The following is a 21,994-nucleotide window of genomic DNA, read 5'->3' as shown; positions in this document are numbered from 1 at the left end:
TCGTGGAATGCTACCCAAAATGGGACAATCCAACTGTCATTCAAATTTACCCTGATGAAGTTACCTCGCTTGTAGGCGTTTTCTGATTTTCTCAACAATGTGTTCCACAGCAGGACAAACCATGGTGTTTCGATAGGTCAGATCAAGGATCTGCGACATCTTTTTCCGATCCGTATGCGGGTACTCTCGGCACGCCAGCGGACGGTCTTCATACACGCTACACGTATTGTCTTCATTGAGAAAGGCGCAAGGAGAAGACTTCAAGACATAGTCGTTATCCTCATCCATCCGCAAGTACTGATCAATAAACTGAGAAGGACGCACCCGCAACCGTTTCGCCAGTCGATCAATATCCCGATCCCTAAAAATCGGACTCGTTGTTTTGCAACAATTTGCACATTCCAGACAGTCAGTCACCGCAAACACCTCCTCATGCGCCTCATGAAACAAGGAATCCAATTCACGATCCTTCACACGTTTTAGTTGCTTGAAAAGGTCTTTGGTGGGGTGGGGTTTGCGGGGCATGGTGCGAAGGTAGGAAACGATGGACTATGTCCTTAGGCCTATGGCGTATGGCTTAAGGCTTAAGTGTTGGTTGTATGCAGTATGCGGTAGGCTGAAAGCATGGTTAGGCCGCCTGCGGCGGATAGCATGATTAGTTTCCAAAAACCAAAAACCAAAAACCAAAAACCAAAAACCAAAAACCAAAAACCAATAACCCCCTCGAATAATGACTAATAATTAATGAATACTGAATAATGAACTACCGGGTCACCCCTTCAATTCACTATTCAAATTCATTATTTATAATTCTTCCGGTCTACAGTCCACAGTCCACGGTCTACTTACTAACCACCACCTTCTCCATCTGCAAAACCGTTTCCTCAGAGCGGAGTGTCACCAAATAGACACCTTCTGCCTGATTTGACAGATCCATCATGTATGTGATGTCAGTTTGTGCTTGCGAGATGCTATGGATGACTCTGCCTGTCATGTCATGAACTAGCAGTTCGAGGTTTGGATCTTCGAGGGGTTTGAGGTAAACGTTTAATGACCCCGTAGTAGGTGAAGGACCAAGGATGAGGTAATCATCCTCGGCAACAGGTGCCATTGGGTAGGCGTTACAATCTGGGTCACACCCAGGGATGAGGCAGCCACAGGGGTCGGTTTTGACAAGCCACATTCTTTGAAAAGGAAGTTCGAAGGATTCGCTTTCTGGATCCAAGTTGGCGGTGTAACCACAGAAAGCAAAGCCATTGTCGGATGTTTGAATAATATCGGCAACGACATGGTCATCTTCTGGGCTTTGAATGAGTCTGAATTTTCGATTCCAAATTTCCTCGCCTTGATCATTGAACTTGAAAAGAACCACATCATTATTCCAATTTCCGTTTAACTCTATGTTGTCAGTAGCTATCGCATTGAAATCTCCGATGCTAACAAAAGTTCCATCCTTCTGAGGTATGATTTTGTAACATGCGTCAAATACAGAGAACGTTCCATCTCCATATGTGAGCTGCCACTTTTCTGTTCCAGTTGAGTCTATAGCCAGGATAGAAGAGTAGCAGCCGTTATCACAATAGGTCATCGGAAGAAAGATGTCAGAGTTTGAGTGTATAAATATGTCCTGGACAGGTCTGTTTTCAGAAATTGGTATCGAGTCAACTAATGATCCATCATCACTATCAAGGATTATAATGGAGTTGTGATTTTCGAAATTTTGTGAGAGTTCCAATTTGCCAAAGTAGATGAGATTGTCTTGATAGGATATGGAACCAATTTGAGGCTGGTCAGCTCCGAAGTTGCTTGAGAATTGTCTACTCCAAATCTCACTACCGTATTTATCATATTTTGATACTTTGACCCATGGATGCTTCAAATATGCTGTTGTGTAAATGTTATAATGGTCGTCTGTAGTCAGACCGAACGTCCTATAGGCATCAGGGATATCCCAGACCGAAGTTGGATCATCATAATAGTAGGGACTTTGTTCGGAAGTAAATTCTACTAATTCGCCATCCAGTGAAAACCACATCAAGTGATTTTCGTATTTGTTCTCCTCATTTATCGAGAACGAGACATCTAGGATTAAATCATCTCTATGTCTCCTGAATGTTCGATAATAGTGCCCTTCGATACTAAGAGAGTTTGAGTATTCGTTCAGCGATTCAATTTCGCCTTGTTTGTTAAGCTTAATGATGAAATTTGTGTGAATTGAATCTACAACATCACAGGTCACAAGATATCCATCTTCTGTCTCAATTAGACCAAAAGCAAGAGAGTTGGTGTCAAGTGCATAGTTTTTATTAAAAGTCTGCTGACCATGCACAGATATGCAGGTCAGCAGACAGATTAATATGTTAATGAATGATTTCAAAACGGTAGACCTAAAGTTAGGGAATGTTTTGGGCGTAGGGCGTAGGGCTTAAGGCTTAAGTGTAGGCGGTAGGCTGTATGCGGTAGGCTGAAAGCATGGTTAGGCCGCCTTCGGCGGTTAGCATGATTAGCCCGCCTGAGGCGGATAGCATGATTAGTTTCCAATAACCAATAACCAATAACCAATAACCAATAACCAATAACCACTTCGAATATTGACTAATAATTAATGAATACTGAATAATGAACTCTCGGGGTGCACCTTCAATTCACCATTCACTATTCATATTCATTATTTATTCTTCTTCCGGTCCACGGTCCACGGTCCACGGTCCACGGTCCACCGTCTACCGATTCTACCCCGATTTAGTTCGCTTATAAGCGAGCGAAACTAGAACATCTTCATTAACTTAGGACGTAACCTAATGCAATGCGCGTATGCTGCGAAAGTGCAGGGTTTATTGGTTTCCTTATCGCCAATAGAGTTAAATATTAATATCTGAAATCGTGGCTTACCGCTTCTTTTCTTTTTTATTATTTATCGCAACGATTACTTCAGTTCAAGCTCAAGAGGACAATCTTGTTCCTAATCCAGGATTTGAAGAGCGTGACGACTGTGATCCCAATTATGGGGAATTAGATGATGCCCCCCCTTGGAAGTCACCCACGATGGCGACCCCAAATGTATTTCATGAATGTACAATCGTCAATGATAATCCCTGTCCGTATCCAGAAAGCCAAGTGCTTGATCCTTGGATAGTGGGAGTCCCTACAAATGGTCCTGGGTGTCAATCCCCTCACTCAGGTATGGGCTATGGTGGGTTTATTCCTTATGCTCCTTCAGAGTCGGATTGGCTCGATTGGTCGGAATATTTGGAAACACAACTGCTTGAACCATTAATTGCAGGTGAAGTCTATCATATTCGGTTTTACTTATCACTTGCGGAGAGGTCTTCGAGAGCGATAAGCTCAATTCATGTGTTATTATCCCCTGACAATATAGAGGAGTACAGCGCTACTAACACTACCCTTCCAATCTTGCCTTCATTGGCTAATGATATCCAAACGTATATTGATGACAAAGATGAATGGACTCTATTGCAATGGGAGTTCATTGCTAATGGAGATGAGCAGTACTTGTATATAGGGAACTTTACTTCGAATGAAGACACTCCATCAATTAATGCTATCCCCTCTGATGTTATTGATGAAGGCCATTATGAGAATATGGCTTACTATTACATAGATGATGTTTACGTTGGTCAAACACCGTTATCAATTTGGCAAGAAGAAAATACAGAATTCGCTCTTTTTCCTAACCCAGTTGAGAATAATCTGAAGATCACTGGGAAGAATATTGAGCAAGTTGTCATTTATAACGGATTAGGCAAGTTAGTGAAGCAAGTATTACTTCCTTTTCCTATGAATTCAGTAGACGTAAAAACAGAGGGTCTATCTTCAGGGATATATTACTGCCTTCTCCAACTTGATAACGGAGAGATAATAAAGAAGAAAATTTTGAAGCGGTAGGTTGTAACAATGAGAACAAATGTTTCAAAAAATAAAATACCTACTCTGTCTCAGTGTAATATTATTAACTACCCAAGTAGCAGAAGCTCAATGGCAAACTGGGGGGAATTTTGTTGGTCCAACAGATGTACTTGGGTCAAACAATAGCGAACCTGTTTCAATGATAACCGACGGAGACCCACATCTTCGTCTAATGGATAATGGGAACATAACTGTTAATACATATACCTATAATCGAAATGGATTTCTAGGTCTGAGCCAGGATCCAACTTTCTTCAATTTAGGGCTTCAGTCTCCATTTACACAGCTTCATCTTAATGGAAATAATCCCAATGGATTCCCTGAGCAACTAGGCTTTAGAGATTGGATGCGCTACGGGATTCTATTCACCCATAATCAGGATATGATGTATGTCGGACCCCGTAGAATTGGAGATGATGTTACTGATGGGGTGTAAGCAGTAGGCTGTATGCGGTAGGCTGATAGCATGGTTAGGCCGCCTGCGGCGGTTAGCATGATTAGTCCGCCTGAGGCGGATAGTATGATTAGTCCGCCTGAGGCGGATAGTATGATTAGTCTCCACGAACCACGAACCACGAACCACGAACCACGAACCTCTTCGAATAATGATTAATAATTAATGAATACTGAATAATGAACTGCTGGGTCACCCGTTCAATTCACCATTCACTATTCAAATTCATTATTTATTCTTCTTCCGGTCCACAGTCCACGGTCCACGGTCTACCGATTCTACCCCCGATTTAGTTCGCTTGTAGGCGAGCGAAACAAGAACATCTTCATTAACTTAGGAGATAACCTAATGCAATGCGTGTATGCTGCGAAAGTGCAGGGATTGTTAGTGTCCTTATGCTAACAGCGCTAATTTTTTGAAATAAACAAGTGATGTACCGCTTCCTTCTGTTACTGGCTTTTGGAGCCACTAGCCTTCATGTCTATACCCAAGAAAACCTCGTTCCTAATGGGAGCTTTGAGGAGTTTATAGACTGTCCTGTATCAACAACTGAGTTAGCTACAAACTGTCTTCCGTGGGAGACATGGCAGTTGACTCCTGATTTCTTTCATGAATGTGGGGAGGTTAATGCAGGTGTACCCGACAATGCATGGGGTTCTCAAGAGGCGTTTCATGGTTCGGCTTACGCATGTTTTATAACATACGAGACCATTGATGAATCTAGGGAGTATATGGCTACAGCTTTGACAAGTCCGCTTGAAGTGGGAGAAGAATATAGAATTGAGTTCTCAATATCTTTCGTCGATGGCGGCCTGAAATCTGGTAATCTAGCAGCGACGAATAATATCGGCTTCAGATTCTTTCAAGACCCTGATTATGACCAATTAAATGAGCTGCAGCCAGATAACTTTGCTCACTTCAACATCGATACCCTTGTGATAGATCAGACCAATTGGTTGACCCTTGAAGTTTTCTTCACAGCTGATCAACCATATGATTACATCGCCTTTGGGAACTTCTTTGATGACGAGAACACCGAAGTATGGAACATTAACTCTTCAGGATATGCTGTTGCTTTCTACTATATCGATGCCATCTGCGTACAGAAGAGTGAATTCCCGTCTTGTTACCCGGTGAATGTTGTAGAATCCTCTTCATTGGATTTGAACTTCATCTATTCTACTGGTCAGTTGATGATCTCAGGGTTAGACGGAAAAGATTCTCTGATTTCCGTTTATACTGTAGAAGGTAAACTCCTAAGTCACCGAGAGTCTAATGATTCATCGGTGATATTTGAGGATTTACCTTCAAATGGAATTGTTATTGTTCAAGCTGTAGTCGGGGAAGAGGTTATATCACGCAAGCTTTTTTTACAATGAGAAAGTATCTCTTTTTAACCCTTACATTACTCTTGATCTGCTCGATAGGGTATTCACAATCCACCACAGCGAATAATGTTCCTGGAGGAAATAAATTTCTCGGCTTTGATGCCGCACAAGCTATAGATTTCCGGACCAATGATATCAACAGAGCCAAATTGATGGACAATGGAAACATCACCGTTAATACCTACACGTACAACCGAGCAGGTTTCTTTGGACTAAGCCAAGACCCTGACTTCTTCAATCTAGGGCTTCAATCACCTTTCACCTTACTTCATCTCAACGGTGACAACCCTAATGGCGCTCCCGAGCAACTTGGCTTTAGAGATTGGATGCGCTATGGGATTTTATTCACCCATAATCAAGACATGATGTATGTCGGACCCCGTAGAATTGGGGATGATGTTACAGATGTATGGGCGGTATGCAGTATGCGGTAGGCTGAAAGCATGATCAGTCCGCCTCAGGCGGATAGGATGGTTAGTCTCCACGAACCACGAACCACGAACCTCTTCGAATAATGATTAATAATTAATGAATACTGAATAATGAACTGCTGGGTCACCCGTTCAATTCACCATTCACTATTCAAATTCATTATTTATTCTTCTTCCGGTCCACAGTCCACGGTCCACGGTCTACCGATTCTACCCCCGATTTAGTTCGCTTGTAGGCGAGCGAAACAAGAACATCTTCATTAACTTAGGGAATAACCTAATGCAATGCGCGTATGCTGCGAAAGTGCAGGAGAAAATTGGCCTCCGTATGCCAATCGAATTAATGATATTTATATAAGTGATTTATCGCTTCAGTATTTCTCTCGTTTTTCTGCTAGTAGTTTGTTCTCTGAGAGCACAAGTGGATAATTTAGTCCCGAATTCGAGTTTCGAAGAGCGCGATGAGTGTGATCCGAATTATGGGGAATTAGATGATGCTCCACCTTGGTTTAGCGCTACGATGGCAACTCCTGATGTATATCATCGTTGCACGGTAGTTCTGGACGATGATTGTCCTTACCCTGAAAATCAAACTTTAGATCCGTGGCTATTTGGAGTGCCTGTAAGCGCCTTTGGATGCCAAGAACCACGAAGTGGTGATGGTTACGCTGGGTTTTTACCTTATTCGCCAGGACCGCAAGCGTGGAATGATTGGTCTGAGTATTTAGCTGTAGAGCTTCAGGATGTATTGAATGAAGGTGAAGTCTATTATATAAGATTTTACCTTAGCTTGGCGGAGAGGTCATCAAAAGCGACAAGTGCTATTCAGGTTCTCCTAGTTGACTCATTGTTAAGCCAATACTCTGGGTTAAACTCAACGATCCCGGTGGCTGCATCTCTTTCAAATACCCCTAGTAACTTTATTGATGAAAAAGATGATTGGACTCTTCTTCAGTGGGAGTATGTTGCCCAGGGTGGAGAGCGATATTTGTATATAGGGAATTTTATTCCAAATTCTGAAACACCAACAATCAACGCGATTCCTTCCGATGTAATTGATGAGAATCATTTTGATGATGATGCATATTATTATATCGACGATGTTTACATAGGTCAAACGCCCGTTTCTGTTTCTGAAGATATTGTTGAAAGGGTGAGGGTTTTTCCAAATCCCTTTCAGAGTTCGTTAACTGTTAACGGTTTTGGTGCTGAAACTTTCCAGATTTATGATGCGAAAGGTGTAGTTGTTTTGGAAGGGGATTTGATTAATTCGAAATTCGATAATCGAATCAATACAGCAAATTTGGATGTGGGTTTCTATTTAATCGTCATTTATTTCGAAAATAATGTAGAATATATTGAGAGGATTTTGAAGTGGTAGATCGTAATTGTTTGATTATGAGATATCCGAAAATATTAGTGTTAATTATTCTATGTTTTCCTTCAATTACATTTAGCCAAGACTGGAATACTGGTGGCAATGTACTTGGTCCATTAGATCGTTTAGGAGCTAACAACGGTCAGCCTGTTACAGTTATAACAGATGGGGATCCGCATTTGCGCTTAATGGATAGTGGAAACATAACCGTCAATACATATACCTATAATCGAAATGGATTTCTTGGTCTGAGCCAAGATCCAACTTTCTTCAATTTAGGGCTTCAGTCTCCATTTACACAGCTTCATCTTAATGGAAATAACCCCAATGGATTCCCTGAGCAACTAGGCTTTAGAGATTGGATGCGCTACGGGATTTTATTCACCCATAATCAAGACATGATGTATGTCGGACCCCGTAGAATCGGGGATGATGTTACCGATGCTGTGATTGCTTGGGGTGACAACTCGATTACATCTCAGAACGGCCCAGATAACCTGACGTTTAACTGGTCAACTGGTACGGGTCCAGGAATCCTTGAGGTTGCTCGTATGACTTCTGAAGGACATACAGGAATCGGTACGTTGTTTAGCAATGATGACCAGCCTGTGTGGGCACTGGAAGTGTGGGATGATAGTAGTGATCCTCAGTTGAGGCTTACCTACGACTATGGTCCGATTAACGACCTCTACACCGATCTACAGACCAGCAATTTGGGTCATTTCCACGTGATCCCAACGGGGAATATGGCTGTTGGCTTTGATCCGACAGAAGGCCTTCCTACAGAGAAGTTAGATGTGGAAGGAACGGCACGCTTACGCATCATGCCAGGGCTAACGCCAGATGCCTTGATTACGGGGATTCAGCAAACCGAGGTAGGTGATTACGCATTAGACTATTTGGAGTTCACGGGCAATGACACTGATTTTCTTGCGGGTGATGGAACATGGGTTAATGGAGACGACTTGTGCGAATGGAATGAGATTGACAATGGAGGTTCTGCAGACCTTGTCATGGGCTATGTAGGAGCATGTAATGAAGGACGAGTTGGCGTTGGTTTAGATGTTCCGACTGGCAAGTTTCATTCTTTCCAAGCCAACACTGCTGATGGTCTTAACACGAATGCTAGAATTGAGACCATAGGAGGGAATGAAATTAATTCTATTTGGGTGTCCGCAAACGCTGATGCCGGTACAGCAATCTCAAGAGGTGTTCGCGTAGAAAGCCAAGGTGTAGCAACGCAATCCACAAATCACGGTGTGACTGCTCGTGTAGTTGCAGGTGAAAAAGTAATTGGTGTCCTAGGTCAGGCACAATCTGGGACTGATCACACGATTGGAGTTGCTGGACTGGCACTTGGAGGTACACCAGGAAATCAGTTTGTTGGTGTTTACGGCGAAGGATTGATCGCTGGCTGGTTTGCTGGGCCTGTTTGGACCAACGCACCGGTAATTAACGTTTCGGATGCCACATTCAAGGAAAATGTGAGCGATGAGGTTCCTGGCTTGGAAACTGTGTTACAAATCAGTCCGAAGCGCTACAACTTCAAAACAGAAGAGTACCCATCATTCAATTTTCCAGAAACCGTCCAATATGGTGTCATGGCACAAGAGCTCCAAGAAATAGCTCCGGATCTCGTGACCCAAGCAGAGAAGCCAACTCTTACAGACCCTGATACAGGAGAAGTAATTAGTGAAGGCATGGAGCATCTAGGAGTGAATTACACAGCGATGATCCCTATGTTGATTAAAGCTACACAAGAGCAGCAGTCAATAATTGACAACCAACAACAACAAATCAATGAGTTAATGTCAATGGTGGAGGCGTGTTGTCAATCTGATGTGAAATCAATGGATAACTCGGAATTCGAAATTCAAATGGAAGAAAAGTTCAAAAGCGAACTTCAGCAGAATTACCCAAATCCATTCCAGTTTACAACAAGAATCAACTACTCAATTGGGTGCGCCTGTTCTGCCCAGATCATGGTGTATAATCAAATGGGTGAGATCGTTGATGTAATTTTTGAAGGACAAGCATCTCCAGGAGACTACTCAGTTGAGTGGAATGCGACGAACGTTTCTTCAGGAATCTATTACTACGCGCTAACGGTAGATGGTGTTGAGATGGTGAAGAAGGCAATAAAGCTATAAGAATTTCTAGATATTCTTTTCGGAAGCCTCCAAGATTGGGGGTTTCCTTTTTTGTAGTAGGCAGTAGGCTCTAAGCATGATTAGGCCGCCTGCGGCGGATAGGATGATTAGTTTCCAATAACCAATAACCAATAACCAATAACCTCCTCAAATAATGATTAATAATTAATGAATACTGAATAATGAACTCTCTGGGTGTACCTTCAATTCACCATTCACTATTCAAATTCATTTTTTATTCTTCTTCCGGTCCTCAGTCCACGGTCCACGGTCTACTTAGTAACCACCACCTTCTCCATCTGCAACACCTTTTCCTCAGAGCGGAGTGTCACCAGATAGACACCTTCTGCCTGATTTGATAGATCCATCATGTACGTGATGTCAGTTTGTGCTTGCGAGATGCTGTGGATGACCCTTCCTGTCATGTCATGAACTAGCAGTTCGAGGTTTGGATCTTCGAGGGGTTTGAGGTAAACGTTTAATGGCCCGGTAGTAGGCGAAGGACCAAGGATGAGGTAATCATCCTCGGCAACAGGAGCCATGGGGTAGGCATTACAATCGGGGTCACACCCAGGGATGAGGCATCCGCAGGGGTCGGTTTTGACGACCCAGATTTGTTGAGCCGGGGCTTCGAAGTTTTCGTTTTCTAAGTCTAGGTCGGATGCGATGCCGCAGAATGCAAAGCCATTGTCAGATGTTTGGATTACGTCAGCTACTTCGTGGCGATCGTCATAGCTTTCAACCAGTCGGTACCTTCGGTTCCAAATTTCTTCTCCTTGGTCGTTGAATTTGAAGAGTACGATGTAATTATTCCAGTATCCTTCTTCTTCGACGTTTTCTGTAACAGTTTCATGATAGTCTCCGATGGAAACAAAATTGCCGTCTTCCTGGGGTAGGATTTTATAAGCCGCCTCAGTCCAAGAAGTGGGCTGCCCATCTCCATAGGTAAGTCTCCATTTTTCTTCACCTTCATCATCTATAGCCACAACTGCTGAGTAACAATCGCTTTCACTGCAAAATGTTGTAGCTAGAAATATATCCGAAGGTGAGTTTACATGAATGTCTTTAATCTCAAATCTATGTGGGAGCGGGATTGAGTCCACTTGTTCACCATCTGCTTTATTCAATACGATTAGCGAGTTAAAGTCCCCATTGTCTGTTGAAAGTTCTTGTTTACTAAAAAACAATTGGTTTTCAAGCAAAGTAATGGCCCGAATTCCGGCTTGATTCCCAGAAAGATCACCCCTGAAAAACTCCGTCCAGATTTCCTGTCCCAAAGAGTCATGTTTTGAGATCTTAATCCAAGGGTATTTCAAAACAGACGCCGAATAAATAAATCCATCGTCATCTTGAATTAGTCCAACAGTTCTATACCAGTCTGGGACATCCCAGTTTGAAGTAGGTTCGTCGTAGTAAAAAGGACTGATCTCCGAAGTGTGCCGGATGAGATTTCCATGGTAGTCGAACCACAGTAGATGATTTTCATGTTTGTCATCCTCATTTATCGAATATGCAACATCAAGGATTAAGTCATTATTCGTCTTTTGAAAAGTTCTTAGAAAACGGCCTCGTACATCAAGAGAATCCGAGAACTCAGAGATCCATTGTATTTCTCCGGAGCTATTCAATTTGATTAACGAGTAGTTCCGGATCTCATCGAAAAGATCACCTGAAATAAGGTAACCGTCCTCGAGTTGGATTAATCCGTGTGATACTCCTGCATTCGTTAAGGGATATCGGAAGTTAAAAGTCTGCTGACCATACATGGGGATGCAGGTCAGCAGACAAAGAATTATGTTAATGAATGATTTCAAAACGGTAGACCTAAAGTTAGGGAATGTTTTGGGCGTAGGGCGTATGGCTTAAGGCTTAAGTGTAGGCGGTAGGCTGTATGCGGTAGGCTGAAAGCATGATTAGTCCGCCTGCGGCGGATAGCATGTTTAGTTTCCAAAAACCAAAAACCAAAAACCCCCTCAAATAATGATTAATAATTAATGAATACTGAATAATGAACTCTCTGGGTGCCCCTTCAATTCACCATTCACTATTCAAATTCATTATTTATTACTCTATCGAGTAACCACCACCTTCTCCATCTGCAACACCTTTTCCTCAGAGCGGAGTGTCACCAAATAGACACCTTCTGCCTGATTTGATAGATCCATCATGTAGGTGATGTCAGTTTGTGCTTGAGAGATGCTGTGGATGACTCTGCCCGTCATGTCATGAACTAGCAGTTCGAGGTTTGGATCTTCGAGGGGTTTGAGGTAAACGTTTAATGGCCCAGTAGTAGGCGAAGGACCAAGGATGAGGTAATCATCCTCAGAAATAGGTGCCATGGGGTAGGCGTTACAATCTGGGTCACATCCAGGGATGAGGCAGCCGCAGGGGTCTGTTTTGACAAGCCACATTCTTTGAAAAGGAAGTTCGAAGGATACGCTTTCTGGATCCAAGTTGGCGGTGTAACCACAGAAAGCAAAGCCATTGTCGGATGTTTGGATAATATCGGCAACGACATGGTCATCTTCCGGGCTTTGAATGAGTCGGAATTTTCGATTCCAAATTTCCTCGCCTTGATCATTGAACTTGAAAAGAACCACATCATTATTCCAATTTCCGTTTAGCTCTATGTTGTCAGTAGCTATCGCATTGAAATCTCCGATGCTAACAAAAGTTCCATCCTTCTGAGGTATGATTTTGTAACATGCGTCAAATACAGAGAACGTTCCATCTCCATATGTGAGCTGCCACTTTTCTGTTCCAGTTGAGTCTATAGCCAGGATAGAAGAGTAGCAGCCGTTATCACAATAGGTCATCGGAAGAAAGATGTCAGAGTTTGAGTGTATAAATATGTCCTGGACAGGTCTGTTTTCAGAAATTGGTATCGAGTCAACTAATGATCCATCTTCACTATCAAGGATTATAATGGAGTTGTGATTTTCGAAATTTTGTGAGAGTTCCAATTTGCCAAAGTAGATGAGATTGTCTTGATAGGATATGGAACCAATTTGAGGCTGGTCAGCTCCGAAGTTGCTTGAGAATTGTCTACTCCAAATCTCACTACCGTATTTGTCATATTTTGATACTTTGACCCATGGATGCTTCAAATATGCTGTTGTGTAAATGTTATAATGGTCGTCTGTAGTCAGACCGAACGTCCTATAGGCATCAGGGATATCCCAGACCGAAGTTGGATCATCATAATAGTAGGGACTCTGTTCGGAAGTAAATTCTACTAATTCGCCATCTAGTGAAAACCACATCAAGTGATTTTCGTATTTGTTCTCCTCATTTATCGAGAACGAGACATCTAGGATTAAATCATCTCTATGTCTCCTGAATGTTCGATAATAGTGCCCTTCGATACTAAGAGAGTTTGAATATTCGTTCAGCGATTCAATTTCGCCTTGTTTGTTAAGCTTAATAATGAAATTTGTGTGAATTGAATCTACAACATCACAGGTCACAAGATATCCTTCTTCTGTCTCAATTAGACCAAAAGCAAGAGAGTTGGTGCCAAGCGCATAGTTTTTATTAAAAGTCTGCTGACCATGCACAGATATGCAGGTCAGCAGACAGAATATTATGTTAATGAATGATTTCAAAACGGTAGACCTAAAGTTAGGGAATGTTTTGGGCGTAGGGCTTATGGCTTAAGGCTTAAGTGTAGGCTGTATGCGGTATGCTGAAAGCATGGTTAGGCCGCCTGCGGCGGATAGCGTGATTAGGCCGCCTGCGGCGGATAGCGTGATTAGTCCGCCTAAGGCGGATAGGATGATTAGTTTCCAATAACCAATAACCAATAACCAATAACCAATAACCCCCTCGAATAATGATTAATAATTAATGAATACTGAATAATGAACTGTTGGGTCACCCGTTCAATTCACCATTAGTCATTTACCATTGTTCCGCTACAAAAGCGTTAGAAAGGCAATCAAGTCTTGTACGTTGGTGATTCCGTCTTGATTTAGATCTCCTGGACATTGTGGTTCTGTGCAGCCAAAGAAGTTGAGCATTTCTAGGAGGTCTTCAATGTTGACCTGACCGTCTTCTAAGAAATCTCCGAGAGTACCTTCACAGTTTCCATCTAGGTCTAAATCAAAGAGACAATTACCGTTACAATCGGCAAAGGGTGCTGCGTATTCGCAGTTACCAATATCGATCGACGCTGTGGGGTTAAAATTACAGGCCAGTGGATCTGTGCATCCGATACCCTCAGACAAGGTGTATCTGCCAGGATAACTTTGAAAGGAAATTGCGAAATCCATCCAATAAGACCAAGCTTGGAATGGTTCACTGGAAGTTATTGAGTAACTCCCGGGAGGTACCGGTAGTTCTGCGTATGAATAGTCGGGATTCTCAGTAGCTGAAAATTCGTTGTTATCGATTGGCTGCCCATTGAGGAAGATCTCATCCAAATGGTCAGTGGATGCTAATACATGGATCGCGTGTTGGTCGTCGTAGTCAACTTGTTCCTCGATAACAAAGGTTGCCTCACTGAAGCCAATAGTCATATCCGGAAGAAAGAACGACTCAGGATCACCAAATCCAGCGCAGGTTGTGCCGCTATAATGTTGCTTGACTTGAATAGGTTGGTCTGAACAGATAACAAGCGTTGATTCCTCTGTTGTTTCTGAATATGATTCGCCTTGTTGTAGCACGAAAAATTGATCTCCAATCTGGACAAATGTGTCGTCTTGCGTTGCTTGCACGCTGTATCCGGTCGACGATGATCCGAGAGGCATTGTCACAATGAATTCTAGTCCTGAAAGCTGATTCGGACGATTTTGATAGGCTACTAAGTCACATGCCCCACACCCAACAGGAAGTTGAACGCAACTGGCTACCGAGTATACGCTGATTGGATGGTTCGCGTCGACCTCAAACCAATCATACTCCTGATATTCTAAGTGCACATATCCAACTTGCCCTTCCTCCAAAAAGAAGATTTGTTCTTCGTTGTTGAAACCATCAGTCTGCAATACGGATACTTGAGTATCATCTTCATTGGCTACCATCAGAAGAGTACTTTCACTTCCAATGGCCGCACCATTCCACTTTTCGTGGATATAGTGTTGCCCGTTTAAACTAGACGGAAATAAATTGACACTTCCTGCATTGTAGGAGTAACTAGATCCTGTCTGCAAGGAAATAGGTGCTGAACTATTTACGTGAATTCCATTCATGGAGACTGATGCTCCGTCATATTCGTCAAGCAATAAATCATTGGGGAAGACAAACGCTTCGATTGAATTCGCGTCAACAGTGAGAGTTGTGTCCCAAAGCAAGTGAGGGGCAGAAATGTCAATGACGGTTTCTTCGTCACAACCAATAATTAAGGATAATTCACTATCGGCTTCATCTTCCGGTTGCGGAACAAATGCAAACCAAAAGTCGTCACCTTTATACTGAGCACTAAGCAATTGAACAACGCACAAGAATGTGAGAGAGAGGGCGATTCTCATAGCAGATGGAGTTTGTCAGATGATTAGATTGGCAATAAGATTTCGAAAATGTCTTCCGGTGAGTTAAATCAACAGCATCGATTTACGATATCTAATAATCATACAGAGAGAGTGAGGTTTACCCTATTTGTAGGCGGTAGGCAGTATGCGGTATGCGGTAGGCTGAAAGCATGATTAGTCCGCCTGAGGCGGATAGGATGATTAGTCTCCACGAACCACGAACCACGAACCACGAACCACGAACCACGTACCTCCTCGAATAATGATTAATAACTAATGAATACTGAATAATGAACTTTCGGGGAGTACCTTCAATTCACCATTCACTATTCAAATTCATTATTTATTCTTCCGGTCCACCGTCCACCGTCCACCGTCTACCGTCTACCGTCTAGTGCGGATTCTGAAAATCAGGGTTCGTCGTGAAGCTCGTATCCGTGAGCATCTTTAGGAAATTGATCAAGTCCTCCTTGCTTTGGGGTGGTAGGGAGAGGCCGCCTGTGGTGTACTTCATGAACGGGTCTACTGTTTCGGAAGCGACACCGCCGGAATTGTAGTGTTCGATGACTTCTTCGAGGGTCTCGAAACGACCGTCGTGCATGTAGGGGGCTGAGAGTTCTACGTTGCGCAGTGATGGGGTTTTGAATTTCCCGTAATCCAGTGGATTTCCTGTGACACCACCGTAGCCGAGGTCGGTGAAGATGCTGTCGAGTCCGTTGTTGTGGGGGAGGTAGTCTGTGAACTGTAGTCCGGCCTCTACGTGGCAGTGGAAACAGTCTGCTCCGAATTCGCCGCCTTGAACTTCTTCGGGGTCACCGCCTTCTTTGTTGAAGAGCTCGTAACCGCGCCATTCGCTGTCGGTCATGATGTAGTCGCCTTGGCGCCACTGATCGAACTTCGAATTAGCTGAGATCATGGTGCGCAAGAAAGAAGCAATGGCTTTAACGGTGCGGTCTTCAGTGATCTCGGTTGTTCCAAAGGCATCGGCATACATCGGCGGGTAGGCGTCAATATTGCGCAGCTTTTCGAGGGCGTCTTCCCACGACTGATTCATTTCAATTGGGTTCGGAATCGGTTCGCGTACTTGCTCTTCGAGCGTTGGTGCGCGCCCGTCCCAGAAGTAATCACGGGCCCATCCGAGGTTGAGTAGGGCCATTGATTGGCGTGTGCCGACAGCTCCAGTGATGCCGACGCTAAATTGTGCAGGGTCAGAAAAGGAATGTTCCGGGAAATGGCATGAACCACAGCTCATCGTGTTGTCTCCTGAAAGGGCTACCTCCCAGAAAAGGTGACGACCCAATTCTACACCTTCCACGGTCAATGGATTGTCTGCAGGGATGTCCATCGGAGGGAAGAATGGAGGGATCTCCAAATTGTAAGGAGTCCCAACCATCACAATCTCTTCTTCCACTTCTGGAATGTCATGCTTACAGCTGGCCATCGTGATAGTAATCCCGATAAATGCCAGTACGATATGTAGAATGCGTCGTTGCATAGTGCTATTACAAATCTACAGAGAATCAGTTTCCTGCAGTCAAAGCCTCGGTCACGAACGACTTATCCGTCAGTGCCAATAAAAATGCTTTGAGTTGAGACTGTTCCTCTTCGGTGAGGTTTAGTTGTTGTATGCGATCGTCTTTCAGGTCGTGGTCGACACCGCCTGAGTTAAAATGATCAATCACTTCTTCCAAGGTTCGAAGACTTCCGTCGTGCATGTAAGGTGCCGTTAAGGCGACATTACGAAGACTCGGTGTCTTGAACTTGCCGTTGTCTGATTCATCCCCAGATACGCGGCGACGTCCTTTGTCTAGGTATTCTTCCTCCAACCCAATGTTGTTGAAGCTGAAATCTGTCAACAAGAATCCGCTGTGGCAACTGCCGCATTGGGTGCGTTCTGAAAAGAACAACTCCATGCCCGCTTTTTCTTCCGCCGTCAAGGCGAATTGATCACCCTGCAAATAGCGGTCATACGGACTATCACCAGACAATAATGTACGCTCGTAAGCGGCAATCGATCGGGTCAATACGAAAGGATCGAGGTTTCTTCCATAAGCGGCTTGCGCAAGAGTGTTGAGTAATTCATCTTGGGCCAGTTCATCGCTGACTTCAACGATGTCGTGATCCATTTCAAGGACATTGTCTAAGGGTGCAATGACTTGGCGTTCGAGGGTCTGTACTCCTCCATCCATAAAGAAGTAAGGATGGTATGCGACGTTGGCTAATGAAGGTGCATTTCGATCACCGCGTAATCCGTCCACACCCACGCTCTGTGCCTCATTGTCTGCAAATGAATGACTGGCCAAGTGACACGAAGCGCAGCTCACGGTATTGTCACGTGACAATCGCGCATCGTGGAATAGGAGTCGCCCCAGTTCGATGCGTTCTGTGGTCGGTCTGTTTTCCATCGGGTAATCGATGGCCGGAAAACCTGCTGGTGTCTCCACTTCGATATATTCGAAGTCGGCTTCTGCATTTTGATCAGGCAATACGCGTTCTTCCTTGCAAGCAATAAACGCTACAAGACCAAGCACGAGGTATGCCGACCATTTTTTCAATTCGCTAGCTCCACATTGATGCCGTCGCGGAAGAGCGCCATAAAGCGTTCCGCCAACGGAATATTATCTGCGGTGTGCGTGATGTTGTCTGTCGCTAGATCAATAGAGTCATCCGTGCCTTCAAGGAATTGCTCACAGTTGAAGATTATGTCGACATCGGTACGCGCTTCATCAATTTCGAAGTCTACATTGAAAGTGAACTCTTCGTAAAAGTTGTCGGTACCCACGTGGAATGCGTATGGATCCGTCATGCTGTTTTCATCTCCGTCCAAGGCAGTTTTTCCTTCAAATTTGGTAAAGATGTAGCCAGAGTTCCACGACCAGAACATACCGTTGTTTCCGGTGAAGCCAAGTACGTGATCGTTCGGGTACTGTGCCGGATCTTGATCTGCATTGATTGATTCTGGAACACCAATTCCGAAGGTAATCGCAGAGTAATCTCCTGCAGGAAGCGTCGCATCGAAGAACCAGCTCTCCGCAAAGTTGATTTGATCTATCGCCTTGATGTGCACGATGGTTCCATCATCTTTCACCGCCTTCATACTTGAGATGTAGGTTCGGAACTGTTCGATGTTAATCGGACGATCATTGTTGTCTGTGTAGACATCTCCAATAATCATTGAGTTTCCATCGTACATCGCTTTTGCGCCCAGGCGAAGAGTTCCTTCAATAGGTTCCGGATCTTCACACCCGATAAAAGTGATCATCGCTGCAGCCAGCGCCAACATCATTACGTGCTTCATCATCTTCTAAGTTTCTGTATCTGTTACAATCTCAACGGCATTTGCCCGAAGCTGTTCAAAGTTAAGGGCTAGAGGCGCTCAGAAGAAGTGATTTTCATCACGAAATTCGTCCATATTTGTAGCCTACCTATGTCTGACCTTTCCTTACATATTGCTGAAGCAGCTGTTTTCGAAGTCTTGCGCGCCAGCGCGGGTTCCGGAAAGACCTTCTCGTTGGTCCAGCATTACCTAGCGGCAGCCTTGAGCGAGGAGAAGGAAGACTATTACCGTCACATCCTCGCCATCACCTTTACCAATAAGGCGGCTGATGAGATGAAATCGCGTGTCTTGAAGGCCATGCGCCAACTGGCTACGGGTGAAGGTGATCACATCGAGACCTTGACCCAAGATCTCAAGATTCCACGCGATGAATTGATTCGTCGGGCCAAGCGCATGTACCATCACATGATGACGCATTACGGCATGATCAGCATCATGACCATCGACAAGTTTGTCAACCGCTTGGTGCGTTCATTTACCCGTGAACTGGCGTTTGATGGCGACTTCCGCCTTGAATTAGACGAGTCAACCTTGATCGTAGATGCGGTAGATCTGCTCTTGAACAAGGTGGGGCCTCAAGAAAAAGAGCTGACAAAGATTCTCGAGCAGTTCATCCTGCAACGCATTGAAGACGAAGATGGCTGGGATCCGCAGCGTGAGCTCCTCAAGTTCGGTGAGCTATTGTTCAAGGAAGAGTTTCGTCCGATCGTGCGCAAGCTCAAAGAACAAGAGTTTGATTTCTTAGGTCTGCAGGCTTCTTTCCGGGCTGAATACGCTAGCGCGGAATCGGTAGCGGCCAAAGCGGCAGCGCGCGGCCTTGAGTTGATAGAGAATCACCAAGTGCGAGCGCTTTTTGCTAGCCAGTATATTCCGAAGGCCTTTGATCGCTGGGTAGGGAAAGAATGGAAGGAACCGAGCGCCACGATTCGAAAGCAGTTCGATGGGGAGGCTTCCCTTGTGGCAAAAAAGAATGAAGACAGAATTCACGAAGTGGAGGCATTGATGCCGCAGTTGACCGCCTGTTATGAAGAGGTACTGGGTTTTGTAGAGGGTGAAAAGGGAAGGCAAGCAAGACTCAAGCTGAACCTGTCAAAAGCCATGTTCCAACTCGCGACCCTGCGTGAATTGGAACGAAACCTTGATGAAGTGCGAGCTGCAGGCAACGTCTTTACCTTCAGTGACCTGAACCGAACCATTGAAATATTGGTGCGCAATTCCCCAGCACCGTTCATCTTCGAACGCATTGGAGAGCGCTACCACCACTTCATGATTGACGAGTTTCAAGATACCTCGGTGGTGCAATGGCAGAACTTCCTCCCGCTCATTGAAAACAGCCTCGCTAAAGGGAAATTCAACCTCATTGTAGGGGATGGAAAGCAAGCGATTTACCGTTGGCGAAATGGAGATGTGCGCCAGCTACAACGCCTACCCTACCTGCTCGGACATGTTGAGGAGGGAAGTGTGATGCAAGAGCGTCAAGATGCCTTGGTGCGTTATTACAGTTCCAATGAGCTTGAAAACAACTGGCGTTCGCGCAAGAATGTTGTTGAATTCAATAACGGGGTCTTCGAGTTGATGCAACATCACCTGAGCGATGAGCACAGTTCCATTTATGATCATTTGGTTCAGGGAGTGAAGGGCGAAGACGGTGGTTATGTCACGGCGCAAGGCTACTATTTCCAAAAGAATGAAGAGCTCATTCCTGAGCGCCATCAACGTATTTATGATCTAATCGCTGACGCTCGGAATCAAGGGTTTGCCTACCGAGATATTGCCATCCTGGTCAGGTCAAACAGCATCGGAAGTGAGATTTCTCGTTTCCTACTGAACGATGAAGACGATCCAGATCGCGATCGCATCATGTCGATCACGGAAGAGAGTCTACAACTCGGCCGACATGTAGCACCGCTCGCTGTTATTCAGCTGCTCAAAGCGCTTAACCGCAACGATGATCAACGTGGTCATGCGAAGTTCTTCCAGGCGTTTACCGCGCTACATCCAAACTACGATTTGGTTTCCTTGCTGGGTGAATACACGCAATTCCCGCAGCCTGATGAAGAGGGTAAGGTTCGTGGTCGTTCACGCATCGATCTACATCGATTCCTAAAGGATGAATTCAAGATTGAATTTCCTGAGTTGCTCATTGAACAGCCGCTCTATGATCTAGTAGCGATGCTCAGTGACCTGCTCGGTGTCTCTTCCCGTTTCCCGGCGTACGCCGAAAAACTCATGGACATGGCCCTGCAAAGTCAAGTAGACGATGCGGAAGGCCTACAGGGGTTCTTGGAGCGATGGGATCAAAAGGGAAAAAAGCGAAGCATCTCAATACCTGAAGATGTAGATGGTGTCCGTGTGATGACCGTCCACAAGTCAAAAGGACTGGAATTCCCGGTAGTCATCTCTGTCTTAAATCAACCCAAAGGGGGCGGCACCTCTTCCATGATGCATGTCAACCTCGAAGGGATGAATTTAGGATTGCCTTTCGGTGTGCTCTCGCTATCCAAGATGAAGAACACTAGCGTCGAGAATCAATACGAGGCAGAACGCGAACGCGAAAAGCTTGATGAACTCAATGTGGTCTATGTCTCCCTTACCCGAGCGGTAGATCAATTGCACATCTTGCTCGAAGCAAACGAAGGGGCAGACAACCTACTCGGAAATCTCGGCGAAGCCGTAAAACAGGTCATCGGTGAAAGTCCATGGCAAGGCGCACCGGCCTTAGGCTCCCCCGTCACCCCAACCCACGAACAAGACGAAGACCAAGGCGTTCAAATCATCAAGCGCTTCCAACACGCTTCCGCAGACGATCGCCTCAAAATCGGCATTGACGATCCTTACCTCCGCGCCGAAGGAGACAACCTCTCCCCAAGAGCCCGAGGCGAAGAAGTTCACGCCCTACTCGCGCGCATCGAATCGCACGCTGACCTTCCACGCCTGAAAGTCCTTCCCACCCCATGGCAACGCATGACGGAAGACGAATGGCAAAGCATTTTTCGAAGCATCGAAGAGGTCCTCAACATCCCAGAAGCACAACCCTGGTTCGACGGCACCGGCACCGTCTACAACGAACGCGCCCTCATCGACGAACGCGGCAATGAGCTACGTCCAGACCGCATCGTCATCTACCCAAACAAATGGGTAGTCATCGATTACAAAACCGGCGAACAAGAAAAGAAACACCACGATCAAGTAGCGGAATACGTAGGCGTATGCCAGCGCATGACAGAGCTACCGGTAGAGGGGTGGTTGTTGTATACGGATGAGGCGGTGGTGAAGAAGGTGTAGGAGGAACGCGGAACTCGGATCGCAGATCGCGGTGGGTTAAGGGCACGCATGCGTGCCCAAAGCGCAGAAAAAAAACGGACGCCAGACGCCGGACGCCGGAATACGACTTCCTGGAAACCAAAGCCGTAGAATCGAAAGAATTCACCCCCTTTCACCACTACCCTTTTGCATGAACC

General features: G+C 44.9%; 15 protein-coding genes. 7 read left to right on the top strand and 8 right to left on the bottom strand.

Annotated features, from left to right (window positions below):
- Window positions 1–60 precede the first annotated feature (60 nt).
- Together RA156_RS12790 and RA156_RS12785 are read right to left on the bottom strand one after the other, a co-directional pair.
- Complete coding sequence (locus RA156_RS12790; RefSeq protein WP_306640591.1) at window positions 61–525, bottom strand: YkgJ family cysteine cluster protein; 465 nt, start codon at window positions 523–525, stop codon at window positions 61–63.
- Window positions 526–841: 316 nt separating this feature from the next.
- Window positions 842–2,377, bottom strand: coding sequence for a T9SS type A sorting domain-containing protein (locus tag RA156_RS12785; protein WP_306640590.1), 1,536 nt, complete (start codon window positions 2,375–2,377; stop codon window positions 842–844).
- A gap of 506 nt (window positions 2,378–2,883) precedes the next feature.
- Between RA156_RS12785 and RA156_RS12780 the strand changes: the two genes are divergently transcribed.
- The 6 genes from RA156_RS12780 (at window position 2,884) to RA156_RS12755 (ending at window position 9,728) form a co-directional block, all read left to right on the top strand.
- On the top strand, window positions 2,884–3,906 hold the full coding sequence (locus tag RA156_RS12780) for a T9SS type A sorting domain-containing protein (RefSeq protein WP_306640589.1): 1,023 nt from the start codon (window positions 2,884–2,886) through the stop codon (window positions 3,904–3,906).
- Window positions 3,907–3,925: 19 nt separating this feature from the next.
- Window positions 3,926–4,363, top strand: coding sequence for a hypothetical protein (locus RA156_RS12775; protein ID WP_306640588.1), 438 nt, complete (start codon window positions 3,926–3,928; stop codon window positions 4,361–4,363).
- A gap of 449 nt (window positions 4,364–4,812) precedes the next feature.
- A complete protein-coding gene (locus RA156_RS12770; protein ID WP_306640586.1) occupies window positions 4,813–5,760 on the top strand; it encodes a hypothetical protein in 948 nt (315 codons plus the stop codon).
- A complete protein-coding gene (locus RA156_RS12765; protein ID WP_306640584.1) occupies window positions 5,757–6,203 on the top strand; it encodes a hypothetical protein in 447 nt (148 codons plus the stop codon). Before RA156_RS12770 ends, RA156_RS12765 begins: the two co-directional genes overlap by 4 nt.
- A gap of 355 nt (window positions 6,204–6,558) precedes the next feature.
- The gene (locus tag RA156_RS12760) at window positions 6,559–7,581 is read left to right on the top strand and encodes a T9SS type A sorting domain-containing protein (RefSeq protein WP_306640582.1); all 1,023 of its coding nucleotides are present in this window, start codon (window positions 6,559–6,561) and stop codon (window positions 7,579–7,581) included.
- Window positions 7,582–7,598: 17 nt separating this feature from the next.
- Window positions 7,599–9,728 carry a tail fiber domain-containing protein gene (locus tag RA156_RS12755; RefSeq protein WP_306640580.1) on the top strand — a complete coding sequence of 710 codons (2,130 nt, stop codon included), beginning with the start codon at window positions 7,599–7,601 and terminating at the stop codon, window positions 9,726–9,728.
- Between the two features lie 272 nt (window positions 9,729–10,000).
- On the opposite strand, the gene RA156_RS12750 is transcribed toward RA156_RS12755, so the two are convergent.
- The 6 genes from RA156_RS12750 to RA156_RS12725 all read right to left on the bottom strand — a co-directional run bounded on the left by RA156_RS12750 (window position 10,001) and on the right by RA156_RS12725 (window position 18,497).
- Window positions 10,001–11,542: a T9SS type A sorting domain-containing protein gene (locus tag RA156_RS12750; protein WP_306640578.1), complete on the bottom strand. Its 1,542-nt coding sequence runs from the start codon at window positions 11,540–11,542 to the stop codon at window positions 10,001–10,003.
- Window positions 11,543–11,797: 255 nt separating this feature from the next.
- On the bottom strand, window positions 11,798–12,991 hold the full coding sequence (locus tag RA156_RS12745) for a T9SS type A sorting domain-containing protein (RefSeq protein WP_306640576.1): 1,194 nt from the start codon (window positions 12,989–12,991) through the stop codon (window positions 11,798–11,800).
- A 651-nt stretch (window positions 12,992–13,642) separates the two neighbouring features.
- The gene (locus RA156_RS12740) at window positions 13,643–15,196 is read right to left on the bottom strand and encodes a hypothetical protein (protein WP_306640574.1); all 1,554 of its coding nucleotides are present in this window, start codon (window positions 15,194–15,196) and stop codon (window positions 13,643–13,645) included.
- Between the two features lie 391 nt (window positions 15,197–15,587).
- A complete protein-coding gene (locus tag RA156_RS12735; RefSeq protein ID WP_306640573.1) occupies window positions 15,588–16,691 on the bottom strand; it encodes a cytochrome-c peroxidase in 1,104 nt (367 codons plus the stop codon).
- 25 nt (window positions 16,692–16,716) lie between these two features.
- Entirely contained in the window at window positions 16,717–17,751 is a 1,035-nt protein-coding gene (locus RA156_RS12730) for a cytochrome-c peroxidase (RefSeq protein WP_306640571.1), read from the bottom strand.
- Window positions 17,748–18,497: an MbnP family protein gene (locus RA156_RS12725; RefSeq protein WP_306640569.1), complete on the bottom strand. Its 750-nt coding sequence runs from the start codon at window positions 18,495–18,497 to the stop codon at window positions 17,748–17,750. Before RA156_RS12725 ends, RA156_RS12730 begins: the two co-directional genes overlap by 4 nt.
- A gap of 126 nt (window positions 18,498–18,623) precedes the next feature.
- Here RA156_RS12725 and RA156_RS12720 point away from each other — a divergent pair, with 126 nt between their 5' ends.
- Entirely contained in the window at window positions 18,624–21,818 is a 3,195-nt protein-coding gene (locus RA156_RS12720; protein ID WP_306640567.1) for a UvrD-helicase domain-containing protein, read from the top strand.
- Window positions 21,819–21,994 lie beyond the last annotated feature (176 nt).

This window comes from Sanyastnella coralliicola (assembly GCF_030845195.1).
In the GTDB taxonomy this organism is placed as follows: domain Bacteria; phylum Bacteroidota; class Bacteroidia; order Flavobacteriales_D; family Sanyastnellaceae; genus Sanyastnella; species Sanyastnella coralliicola.
The sequence above is the reverse complement of the archived record's forward strand: the minus strand, read 5'-3'. Positions and strand labels throughout refer to the sequence as shown.